This is a genomic window from Paraburkholderia sp. GAS206C (genome assembly GCF_050435645.1).
Lineage (GTDB): Bacteria > Pseudomonadota > Gammaproteobacteria > Burkholderiales > Burkholderiaceae > Paraburkholderia > Paraburkholderia phenazinium_B.
Genome location: NZ_JBNDKR010000007.1, coordinates 323,120 through 335,164 on the forward strand (window position 1 = coordinate 323,120; position 12,045 = coordinate 335,164).

At 62.7% G+C, this 12,045-nt stretch carries 8 protein-coding genes; 6 read left to right on the forward strand and 2 right to left on the reverse strand.

Features of this window, described 5'->3' with window-relative positions:
- Positions 1–76: 76 nt before the first annotated feature.
- The 3 genes from atpD to P3T20_RS21215 all read left to right on the forward strand — a co-directional run bounded on the left by atpD (position 77) and on the right by P3T20_RS21215 (position 4,125).
- Complete coding sequence (gene atpD / locus P3T20_RS21205) at positions 77–1,471, forward strand: F0F1 ATP synthase subunit beta (RefSeq protein WP_074262936.1); 1,395 nt, start codon at positions 77–79, stop codon at positions 1,469–1,471.
- Positions 1,472–1,671: 200 nt separating this feature from the next.
- Positions 1,672–2,097: a F0F1 ATP synthase subunit epsilon gene (locus P3T20_RS21210; protein ID WP_074262935.1), complete on the forward strand. Its 426-nt coding sequence runs from the start codon at positions 1,672–1,674 to the stop codon at positions 2,095–2,097.
- Between the two features lie 297 nt (positions 2,098–2,394).
- Positions 2,395–4,125, forward strand: coding sequence for an AMP-binding protein (locus P3T20_RS21215; RefSeq protein ID WP_429287708.1), 1,731 nt, complete (start codon positions 2,395–2,397; stop codon positions 4,123–4,125).
- Positions 4,126–4,923: 798 nt separating this feature from the next.
- Here the strand turns inward: P3T20_RS21215 and P3T20_RS21220 are convergent.
- Positions 4,924–5,745 (reverse strand): transporter substrate-binding domain-containing protein, encoded by an 822-nt coding sequence (locus tag P3T20_RS21220; RefSeq protein ID WP_074262933.1) that lies wholly within the window; start codon positions 5,743–5,745, stop codon positions 4,924–4,926.
- Between the two features lie 193 nt (positions 5,746–5,938).
- On the opposite strand from P3T20_RS21220, the gene hemE reads away from it, so the two are divergent.
- The 3 genes from hemE (at position 5,939) to P3T20_RS21235 (ending at position 11,400) form a co-directional block, all read left to right on the forward strand.
- Positions 5,939–7,051: a uroporphyrinogen decarboxylase gene (gene hemE, locus P3T20_RS21225; protein ID WP_429287709.1), complete on the forward strand. Its 1,113-nt coding sequence runs from the start codon at positions 5,939–5,941 to the stop codon at positions 7,049–7,051.
- Between the two features lie 455 nt (positions 7,052–7,506).
- Positions 7,507–9,771, forward strand: coding sequence for a primosomal protein N' (locus tag P3T20_RS21230; RefSeq protein WP_429287710.1), 2,265 nt, complete (start codon positions 7,507–7,509; stop codon positions 9,769–9,771).
- 183 nt (positions 9,772–9,954) lie between these two features.
- Positions 9,955–11,400 (forward strand): YeiH family protein, encoded by a 1,446-nt coding sequence (locus tag P3T20_RS21235; RefSeq protein WP_429287711.1) that lies wholly within the window; start codon positions 9,955–9,957, stop codon positions 11,398–11,400.
- Positions 11,401–11,648: 248 nt separating this feature from the next.
- On the opposite strand, the gene P3T20_RS21240 is transcribed toward P3T20_RS21235, so the two are convergent.
- Positions 11,649–11,798: a hypothetical protein gene (locus P3T20_RS21240; RefSeq protein WP_166660776.1), complete on the reverse strand. Its 150-nt coding sequence runs from the start codon at positions 11,796–11,798 to the stop codon at positions 11,649–11,651.
- Between the last annotated feature and the right edge of the window lie 247 nt (positions 11,799–12,045).

Below are 12,045 nucleotides of genomic sequence, written 5' to 3' on the forward strand. Positions count from 1 at the left end.
TCAGGCGCGCCTCAGGGCGAGCGCTACAAACTGCGCCTTTGCGCGAGTGAAGAATTGAGTATCTAAAGGAAAAGCGATGAGTACTACTGCTTTGGTAGAAGGCAAGATCGTACAGTGCATCGGCGCGGTGATCGACGTGGAATTCCCGCGTGACCACATGCCGAAGATTTACGACGCGCTCATTCTCGACGGTTCGGAACTGACTCTCGAAGTCCAGCAGCAGCTGGGCGACGGCGTCGTTCGTACCATCTGTCTGGGTGCATCCGACGGCCTGCGCCGCGGTACGACGGTGAAGAACACGGGCAAGCCGATCAGCGTGCCGGTCGGCAAGCCGACCCTCGGCCGGATCATGGACGTGCTGGGCCGTCCGATCGACGAAGCCGGTCCGATCAACTCGGACGTGACGCGCGGTATTCACCAGAAGGCTCCGGCGTTCGAAGAACTGTCGCCGTCCACGGAACTGCTCGAAACAGGCATCAAGGTTATCGACCTGATCTGCCCGTTCGCCAAGGGCGGTAAAGTGGGTCTGTTCGGTGGCGCCGGTGTGGGCAAGACCGTGAACATGATGGAACTGATCAACAACATCGCCAAGGAACACGGTGGTTACTCCGTGTTCGCCGGTGTTGGAGAGCGTACCCGCGAAGGGAACGACTTCTATCATGAAATGAAGGACTCGAACGTTCTCGACAAGGTCGCGCTGGTGTACGGCCAGATGAACGAGCCGCCGGGTAACCGTCTGCGCGTCGCGCTGACCGGTCTGACGATGGCTGAGCATTTCCGCGACGAAGGTCTGGACGTGCTGTTCTTCGTCGACAACATCTACCGTTTCACGCTGGCCGGTACCGAAGTGTCGGCACTGCTCGGCCGTATGCCGTCGGCAGTGGGCTATCAGCCGACGCTGGCTGAAGAAATGGGCAAGCTGCAAGAGCGTATTACGTCGACCAAGACTGGCTCGATCACGTCGGTGCAGGCTGTGTACGTCCCTGCGGATGACTTGACCGACCCGTCGCCGGCTACGACCTTCGGCCACCTTGACGCAACCGTCGTGTTGTCGCGTGACATCGCTTCGCTGGGTATCTACCCGGCAGTCGACCCGCTCGATTCGACCTCGCGTCAGATCGACCCGAACGTGATCGGCGAAGAGCACTACTCGATCACGCGTGGCGTGCAGCAAACGCTGCAGCGCTACAAGGAACTGCGCGACATTATCGCGATTCTGGGCATGGACGAACTGGCGCCGGAAGACAAGCTCGCCGTGGCGCGCGCTCGTAAGATCCAGCGTTTCCTGTCGCAGCCGTTCCACGTCGCTGAAGTGTTCACGGGCTCGCCGGGCAAGTACGTGCCGCTGAAGGAAACGATCCGCGGCTTCAAGATGATCGTGGGCGGTGAGTGCGATCATTTGCCGGAGCAGGCGTTCTACATGGTCGGCACGATCGACGAAGCCTTCGAAAAGGCCAAGAAGATCCAGTAACGGTCGGGTGTAACGAAGCGGGCGTCGGTCCGCTCGCAAGCACTACCTTCAGGGTAGCTTTTGCGAAACCGGCGCCTCGTAATACGCTCAACCCGCCTTGCATGGGACGAGAGCGAGCGCCAAGGCGCTACCCTCGTCGAGCTTTGCATGGGACCGAAGTAAGCGCTAAGGCGCTAACTTTGGTCGGCACAGGAGTCGATATGGCAACCATTAAAGTAGACGTCGTCAGCGCGGAAGAGGAAATCTTCTCGGGCCAGGCGAAATTCGTGGCGCTGCCTGGCGAAGCGGGCGAACTCGGCATTCTGCCGGGCCACACGCCGCTTATCACGCGGATTCGTCCGGGTGCAGTGCGCATCGAAGCTGAAAACGGCGAAGAAGAGTTTGTGTTCGTCGCCGGCGGCATTCTTGAGATTCAACCGGGTGCAGTGACGGTTCTGGCCGACACCGCTATCCGCGGCAAGGATCTTGACGAAGCTAAGGCCGAAGACGCGCGCAAGCGTGCAGAAGAAGCGCTGCAAAACACGGGCTCGAACCTCGAATACGCGACCGCTCAGGCGGAGCTCGCGTATGCGACGGCACAGCTCGCTGCGATCCAGCGTCTGCGCAAGTTGCGTGGTCAGAATTGAGCGAGCCGCAAGCGCATTAAGGAAAAGCAGCCGAGAGGCTGCTTTTTTTTCGACTGCGATTGACGTTTACGGCAAGGGAAGCGAGCTCAGGCTCGTGACTCGACGAGCTTGCCTGCGGGTAACACTTGATGCCGCGCGGACATACCCCGGTGGCACAATCGGCAGCAACAATTCGCAGAAATCGCAGAAACACCGCCAGGCCGTCGGAAGATTTCCCGACCCTCTCGGGCCCGCGTGCAGCGGCAATCCTGATGGGGGTGCATAACAGAGCGAGCATCCGTTCACGGAGACAACGCCATGGCAACGCAAGCGTCAGGTCGAGCGGCACTCATCAAGCCAATGAACGGGCTCTCCTACGTCCGTGGTTCGACCGATATCCCGCTGAGCGACGCGACGGTCGGACGATTCCTGCGCGACACGGCGCGCCGCTTCGGCGGCCGACCTGCCGTGGTGTTCCGCGAGCAGGGCATCCGCTGGACGTGGGCGGTTTTCGCGCAAGAGGTCGACGTGCTCGCGGCCGGTTTGCTCGCATTGGGCATCGGCAAAGGCGACCGTGTCGGCATCTGGTCGCCGAACCGGGTCGAGTGGTTACTCACGCAATTCGCGACGGCGCGCATCGGGGCCGTACTGGTCAATATCAATCCCGCATACCGGCTGGCCGAACTCGAGTACGCGCTAAACAAGGTCGGATGCAAGGCCATCATCGTCGCAGAACGTTTCAAGTCGTCGATGTATCTGCAGATGCTGCAAGAGCTGGCGCCCGAACTTGCCACGCACGCTCCCGGCGATCTGCATGCGGCGCGCTTGCCGGAGTTGCGTGTCGTGATCCGCATGTGCGACCTGGGGATGCCGGGCATGCTGAGTTTCTCCGACGTGATCGAGCAGGGCCGCGCCACGCTCGACTCCGTAAAACTGGATGCGATCGATGCCACCTTGTCCGCGGACGATCCAATCAACATCCAGTTCACCAGCGGCACGACCGGCAACCCGAAGGGCGCCACGCTCACGCACCGCAACGTCGTCAACAACGCACGCTATATTGCAATGGCGATGGAGCTCTCGGAAGAGGACGGCCTTTGCATTCCCGTGCCGCTCTATCACTGCTTCGGCATGGTGCTGGCGGTGCTGGCCTGCGTGTCGGTCGGCGCGAACATGGTCTTTCCCGGCGAAGCCTTCGATCCGGCTGCGACACTCGCAGCCGTCGCCGAAGAAAGATGCACGGCGTTGCATGGCGTTCCCACCATGTTCATCGCAGAACTGGATCATCCGGAGTTCGCGCGTTTTGATCTTACGCGTTTGCGTACCGGCATCATGGCCGGCTCGCCATGCCCGATCGAGACCATGAAGAAGGTCGTGTCGAAGATGCATCTGGCCGAAATCACGATCGCCTACGGCATGACGGAAACCAGCCCGGTGTCTTTCCAGAGTTCGACGACTGATCCGCTGGACAAGCGGACCTCGACGGTGGGGCGTATCCAGCCGCATCTCGAAGTCAAGATCATCGACGCGCTGGGCAACGTCGTTCCGGTCGGCGAAACCGGCGAGCTATGTACAAAGGGATACTCGGTGATGCAGGGCTACTGGGGCGAGGAGGCGAAGACGCACGAAAGCATCGTCGACGGCTGGATGCACACCGGCGATCTGGCGACGCTCGACGCCGACGGTTACTGCAATATCGTCGGCCGCCTCAAGGACATGCTGATTCGCGGCGGCGAGAACATCTACCCACGCGAGATCGAAGAGTTTCTGTTCCGCCATCCGAAGATCCAGAGCGTTCAGGTGTTTGGCGTGCCGGACGCGAAGTACGGGGAAGAAGTGTGCGCGTGGATCGTGCTGCACGCCGGAGAACAGGCGAGCGCCGAGGAAGTGCAGGAGTTCTGCCGTAGCCAGATAGCCCACTACAAGGTGCCGAAATACATCCGCTTCGTCGATGAGCTGCCGATGACGGTCACCGGCAAGATACAGAAATTCGTGATGCGCGAACGGATGATCGAAGAGTTGAAGATCCGGAAAGACAAGACCGCCTGAAACGACAACGGCGGCGCCACGCATTGTCGTGGGGCCGCCGTGTTTGAGGGGGAGGCGCAACCGTTCGCGAAACCTGACTAGCAGCAGCCCGGGTAGAGCTCACCAGACCAGCGCGCAAACGTTTGGCTAAACAAAAAAAAAGCGGGCCTGGAGCCCGCTAAAAACCACACGCTACGGGGTTAGCGCGAGGAGACCATTGGAGGAACCGACTGGGTGGACGCTCTACGCGTCGACCACGGCCCCAGCAGGGATGCCCCTTTCCAGGGCTTCGGCGTGACGCCGACCGGCAAGTGCATCGTATCCGCTCACACCACGCACCCAGCCACATCCGTGTTGAAACCGTTGAAAAGCATTGTGGGCGAATAAGTCCGGTATGACGGTAACAAAGTGTTTCAGGTTGTAACGCCCGCCAGATAAGGCTTCGCGGGTCTTATTGCCATTGAAAGCTGTTTAAAACGTAATTTCTACCGATGCCTTTGACCATCATTACTCGGGTTCAATTGATGCTTCCGCGGCGCTCCGTGCAGCGCAACTGATTCAGACTTCACCGCATGAAACCACGGCCGGGGTTGCGCCACGCCCGCCGGATAGCGGCCAGATGGCCGATTCGGCGCCATTAACCTTGGCGCCCGCGTGATGAACGCACCTGTAACGCTGCGGCGCACGCTCAAATCCGGCCGGCTCGTTGCGCGGGTCGGACCGCGCAGCCGAGGGTGTCAATCGCGCAATTCCCTATCGACTTACGTGCAGATACGCGGTTACAGGATTGTGTCGATGCGCGTCGCTTATTGGACCGCGCTACTTCAACCACTTATCGGAGATTGCCTGGTATTCGCCGCTAGCTTGCGCCAGATGCAACCATTGGTCGACATATTGCTGGAACACCACGTCACCGCGCGGCAGCAACCAGGCCTTTTCTCCGTACTGGAACGGCTTGTCAGGGTGAACAGAGCACAGGCCAGGGTTGAGTTTCTGTTGCAGCAACGTTTCCGACGCGTCAGTCACCATCACATCCGCCTTGCCGGCGAGGATCTGTTTGAAGATCGTCACGTTGTCTGGATACACGGTAAGGTTCGCGTGCGGGAAAAACTGCCTCGCGAAGCGCTCGTTTGTACCACCGGGGTTGACGATGACGCGGGTCGTGGGTTGATCGATCTCGGCGACGGTCTGATATTTGTTCACGTCATCGCAGCGCACGATCGGCGTCTTGCCGTCGACCATATACGGCCGGGTGAAAAACGCGCGCTTTTGCCGTTCGAGCGATGGCGAGACGCCACCGACAGCGATATCGCACTTCGCCACAAAGTCGTTCATCAGGTTGGACCACGACGTTTTGATGTACTCAGCCTTCACACCCAGCGATTTCGCGAGCGATTCGGTCATGTCGATGTCGATTCCTTCGAACTGCCCGTCGCCCTTGTAGAAGGAGTACGGCCGGTAGTCGCCGGTCGTGCAGGCGCGCAGCGTACCGCGCGCGAGAATCTCGTCGAGGCGCGAGGGTGCTGTGGACGTACTGTTGCCGCCAACCGTAGCGGCCGAGCCCGCCGCGCTCTGCGCGTTCGCCGTCCCGGTTGCACCAGCGAGCAACGCCAAAGCCAGAATCCATGCTGCCTTTCTCATCGGATCTCCTCGAATCCCGTCATTGCCACATAAGGCCGCTGATCATAGCCTGCCAGTCCGCCCTTGAACATTAGCCGGACGGCCGGTCGCGGGACAACGCCATAGCGGACCGTTATTGCCCCGATCAACGAAGATGCGGGATCGGCCGCGCTGCGTCCGGTAAAATGCCCCTTTGCCTTCAGTCGTACGCAACGTGGCCCATAACCTTCTCAACGACACCTTCCTGCGCGCGCTGCTGCGTCAGCCGACCGACTACACGCCGATCTGGCTGATGCGTCAGGCCGGCCGGTACCTGCCGGAATACAACGCGACGCGCGCTCGTGCAGGTAGTTTTCTTGGCCTCGCGAAGAGCCCGGCGTACGCGACTGAAGTGACGCTGCAGCCACTCGAGCGCTATCCGCTCGACGCGGCCATCCTGTTCTCCGACATTCTCACGGTGCCCGACGCCATGGGCCTGGGGCTGGAGTTCGTGGCCGGCGAAGGTCCCAGCTTTGCGCATCCTGTGCGCACTGAGGCCGACGTCGCGCGCCTCGCCGTGCCGGATATCGGCGCCACGCTGCGCTACGTGACCGACGCGGTGAGCGAGATCCGCAAGGCGCTGACGGATGCGCAAGGCCGTCAGCGCGTGCCGCTGATCGGCTTTTCCGGCAGCCCGTGGACGCTCGCCTGCTACATGGTCGAAGGCAGCGGCTCGGCCGACTTCCGCACCGTGAAATCCATGCTGTACGCCCGTCCAGATCTGATGCACCGGATTCTGGAGGTGAACGCCAGGTCCGTGGCCGCTTACCTGAACGCGCAGATCGAAGCCGGCGCGCAAGCGGTGATGATTTTCGACACCTGGGGCGGAGCATTGGCCGACGGCATCTACCAACGTTTCTCACTGCACTACATCGCGCAGGTCGTGAGCCAGCTCAAACGCGATCACGACGGCGAGAAAGTCCCGGTCATCACCTTCACGAAGGGCGGCGGCTTGTGGCTCGACGAGATTGCGGCCACCGGCGTCGACGCGGTTGGCCTCGACTGGACGGTGAATCTCGCCCGCGCCCGCGAGCGGGTCGGCGGCAGGGTGGCCCTGCAAGGCAATATCGATCCGTCGGTGCTGTTCGCGCCACCCTCGGCGATTCGTATCGAAGCGCGTGCGGTACTCGACAGCTTCGGCAATCATCCCGGTCACGTCTTCAACCTTGGTCATGGCATTTCGCAGTTCACGCCGCCGGAAAACGTCGCCGAACTGGTCGATGAAGTCCATCGCCACAGCCGCGCGATTCGCGCTGCCGGAGCGGCGGGAGCTGCCCCAAACACGTGACAGATTTGTTGCGGTGCGGCGACGTGGGCTCTCGGACTAAGGGAAAAATAGTGTCAACTGGGCCGTCAGGCGGCGCTTCCGCAGTTGTCAAGACTTGACTTATACACATTCATCACGCTGCGGCGCGGTAGAGGGTTTAGTCGCGGCAATCTGCTTGCAAGTTGCGTGCGCATCCGATCAGGGCCTTGACTGGCAAGGGTTTCGTCGGATCAGGGAGAAGTGTGCGGTACCCCACACAACGTAGCAACGGCGCGGTTTTCGGGCCTTCCAGAGCGAGTTCTCAACAAAGTTATCCACAGGACATCCGGGCCAACACCAATTGTTCAGTAGATTCCAAAACTTAGCGCCGGAAGTGATGTTTTACTTTAACTTCTCCCGGTTCACTGACTCGTCGTCGGGCATCGGTCCGATGACCGAAGTGCCTGCGCCGACCCAATTGCGATCCTGAATCCTACGTGAGCCCCGTTTTTGTCCGCGTCGCGCTCGATCATCCGTTGCCGACCTTGTTCGACTATCGCTACGACGCCGCCGAGCCGCCGCTGCCGGGCACGCTCGTCAGCGTGCCGTTCGGCAGGCGCCAGGTGGTCGGGCTAGTCTGTGAAGTGACCACTCACAGTGATGTGCCGGCCGACAAACTGCGCGCCGTGGACAGCTTATGCGATGCCTGTCCGCCCTTGTCCGCCGAATGGCTGGCGCTTGCCGCCTTTGCCGCGGACTACTACCAGCGGGGCCTTGGCGAAGTCGCATTGCCGGCTTTGCCGCAGGCGTTGCGCGATCCGTCGCGCTGGGCGCGCCTGCTCGCGCCCCAGGAGCTGTACCGTTTGTTGCCGGCCGGCCGGGCAGCGCTGCCCGACGCGTTACCCGCGCGGGCGACTGCATTACGAAAACTGGCGCGGGCGCTTATCGACGCCGAGGCCGGTGCGCTACTTGTCGCCGACGCCCGCGCCGTCCATCCCAAAGCCGCCGCGACCCTCGAGGCGTGGCGTGCCGAAGGCTGGCTAGAACGGGAGGTGACCGAAGCGGCGGCACTGGCTTTGCTCGCGCCGTCGCCGGGCAGCGCGGCGCAGCGGGCCGCACCGCCGCTGCCCACCCTGACCGATGAGCAAGCCGCAGCCGTCGAAGCAGTTCGCGACGCCAACGGCTTCGCACCGTTCCTGTTGCACGGCGTGACCGGCAGCGGCAAGACTGAGGTGTATCTGCGCGCGCTTGCCGCGATTCTGGCGGCGCGGCCCGACGCCCAGGCGCTCGTTCTCGTGCCTGAAATCAATCTCACGCCGCAATTCGAAGCCGCGTTCCGCGCGCGCTTTGCGGCGCTCGAAGGCACCTCGATCGTCACGTTGCACAGCGGCCTCGCCGAGGGTGAACGGGCGCGCAACTGGTTCGCGGCACATAGCGGCCGTGCCCGGATCGTGCTCGGTACGCGGCTCGCGGTGCTCGCCTCGCTGCCGAAGCTGGCGATCATCGTCGTCGACGAAGAGCATGACCCCGCCTACAAGCAGCAGGAAGGCTTGCGTTACTCGGCGCGCGATCTGGCCATCTGGCGTGCCAAGCAGCTGGATTTGCCGGTGGTACTCGGCTCCGCGACGCCCTCGCTGGAAAGCTGGTGGCAGGCCGACCAGGGACGCTACACGCGACTCACGCTGTCGCGGCGGGCGGTCGCCGAGGCGGTGTTGCCCACCGTCAGGCTGATCGATCTCGAAGAAGAACGGCGACGTGGCCGGGCGTCAGTGGAAGGCCTGTCCGGGCCGCTGATCGCGGCGCTGAAGACTCGCCTTGAGCGAGGCGAACAGAGCCTCGTATTTCTCAACCGCCGCGGCTACGCGCCACAACTGGCCTGCGACGCCTGCGGCTGGGTGGCGGGCTGTCCACGCTGTAGCGCCTACGTCGTGTTGCACAAGCCGGAGCGTGCGCTGCGTTGCCACCACTGCGGCTGGGAAGCACGCATTCCACGTTCGTGCCCTGACTGCGGCAACGTGGACATCGCGCCGCTCGGACGTGGCACGCAGCGCGTCGAAGAGACCCTGGCGAGCGCCGTGCCCGGGGCGCGCGTGCTGCGCATCGACGCCGACACCACGCGCCGCAAAGGCAGCGCGCAGGCGCTGTTCTCCGACGTGCACGCGGGCGAGGTCGACATCCTGGTGGGCACGCAGATGATCGCCAAGGGGCACGACTTTCAACGCGTTTCGCTGGTGGGCGTGCTTAACGCCGATACGGCGCTGTTCTCGCACGACTTCCGCGCCGGCGAGCGCCTGTTCGCCCAGCTGATGCAGGTGAGCGGCCGCGCCGGTCGGGCAGGACTCCCCGGCGAGGTGCTGGTGCAGACGCGCTATCCGCGGCACGCGCTGTATCACGCGCTGGGGCGGCACGACTATGTCGGCTTCGCCAACTCGACGCTGGCCGAACGCCGCGACGCCCATTTGCCGCCGTTTGTCTATCAGGCACTGTTGCGCGCCGAAGGCCGCACGCTCGAAGCGGCGCTCGCTTTCCTCCAGCAAGCCGCTGCGGCGCTGGCGGAAATTCCCTCCGCCGAACGGGTGACGGTCTACGACGCCGTGCCGCTGACCATCGTCAAGGTCATGCACGTGCACCGCGCGCAACTGCTGATCGAGAGCGCTTCGCGCGGCGCGCTACAGGCCACGCTGCGCGCCTGGCAGCCGGTCTTGCGCAGCTTGAAGGGCGTGTTGCGCTGGAATCTAGAGGTCGACCCGCTCGATATCTGAGGCCGTCGTCGTCGGGCCTACCGGACCCGGCTGACGTGCAAATCCCTTTCAGTCATATTCATAGAGCGAAAGGTCGTTTCATTTCCGAAAGCCGCTCAACTATATTTCGCCAGAATCGGCGCAGTTTTAACAACAATCCCAACTTCTCCCGCGCCGACGCACCTCAACTCTCGGGGCTTTGCGATGAGCGATACCAATCACAGCCTGCCGGCGGGCGCAGCAGCAGCACCGGCCAGATCCGATTCCAACCGTGACACCGACGTCAAACATGGCGGCGGCCTGTTCGCGACCGAAGACTGGTGGGCCGTGTGGATCGGCCTGCTGGTGATCGTCGTCGCGTGGGGGCTCTTTGCCTCGGGTAGCAGCATCAAGTGGCTCGCGGTTGCGCCGGTCAAATGGACGGATCCGGTCCTGGCGGCTCAAGACCTGCTCAAACACCTGCCGAACTATGCCGCGCTGTTCGTCGTGTTCGCGGTGCTGTTCGGCGTCAGCCTCGCGGCTTTAAAGCAACGGCTCGCGCATTTTCTGCCGTCGTTCCTGATCCTGTTCGTCGCGTCGATACTGATTTTCACGCTCGGCGCATGGGCCAGCGCTTCCAGGTACAACCTCGAACCACCGCTGGTTGCGCTAGTGCTCGGTCTGGTGATCTCGAATGTGTTCGGGTTGCCCGAGTGGTTCTCGGCCGGGTTGCGCGTCGAGTTTTACATCAAGGTGGGCATCGTGCTGCTCGGCGCGACGCTACCGTTGACGTTGCTCGTGTGGGCCGGTCCGGTTGCGGTCGGACAGGCAAGCATTGTTTCGCTGGTGACGTTCTTCGTGATCTTCTTCGTCGCCAGAGCTTTCGGGCTCGACCGCCGCTTTGCCGCGGTGCTGGGCGTGGGCGGCGCGGTCTGCGGCGTCTCGGCGGCCATCGCAATTGCGGGCGCCGTGCGCGCCAAGCGCGAACAGGCTTCGGTGGCGATTACGCTGGTGATCCTGTGGGCCATCGTCATGATCTTCGTGTTGCCGTTCGCCTCGCGCTCGCTCGGGCTTTCGACGGCGGTCGGCGGCGCGTGGATCGGCACCTCTGAATTCGCGGACGCGGCCGGCATCGCCGCCGCCCAGGCTTATGGCGACCTGGCTAGGCAAGCTGGCGGCGCTATCGCCGGCGCGCCCGAAGCCTCCGTGCAGGCGTTCACGCTGATGAAGGTGGTGGGGCGCGACATCTGGATCGGCATCTGGGCGTTCGTGCTGGCGTTCGTCGCCTCGACCCGTTGGGAGAGCCAGGAAAGTGGCGTCAAGTCGAAGGCAAGCCCGGGCGAGATCTGGGCGCGCTTTCCGAAATTCGTGATTGGCTTTGTGATTGCGTCGGCGCTCGTGACGTGGATCGCGAGTCACTATTCGCTGGCGGACTACCGCAAGGTGGTGACACCGGAGTTCGTCGCGCCGATTACCGCGCTGCGCACCTGGGCCTTCATCTTCTGCTTCCTGAGCATCGGGTTGACCGCGCGGTTGCGCCTGCTGACCGCCACCGGCATCAAGCCGTTCCTCGCGTTCACGGCCGGCGTCGTCGTCAATGTCGCCATCGGCTACGCGCTGTCCGCGCACGTGTTCGCATCGTATTGGAATAGCTTGGGGCAGGGCTCATGACGAGTCCTGCGGAGGACCGGACCGAGACTGCGGAGCGCGCACTGCGTGCGCGCCGGCCGAGTTGTGCTGGTTGCCGGTACCGCGCTGACGATCGACACACGCTTGAGCAGAGCATCCCGGGCCTCGTGGTATTCAGTTCGGGGTTTGGGGCGAGCGTAGCCACGAGCCGGCTCTGCCGTCTGCACGACCAGCTGGTCTCGCTGGACGACTCCTGCAGCCAGTTCGCGCCAAACGCGTAAGGGGAAGGCTTATTTCCCGATCGCGCGGCGCGCGCTGTCGATCACTGCAAGCTCATCCTCTGCTTCGCGCGTGTCCGAGTACGTCGCGCCGCGGACGAACAGATATGCGCACGTTGCGCACATGCTCCAGATTGCTGCCAGTACCAGCCACTTTTCCATTTCGAACACCCCGTAACCCCGTTACGTGCGCTTGTGCGCATCATGTTCTGTATAACGGCCTGATTCTGCGTTTCGATAAGGGTCGCCAAAAAAGAATTTCGTAGGGGAAAGTACCGATCCGGCTCCGGGATCGCTCGCAGGTGCGCCAACTCCCGCAAACCCCGGTCGCACAAGGTTTTGACAATGGTGCAACCATGCCATCCGCGTGGTTGCACCTTTTTATTGGGAGGCGTACGATTCGGCCAAC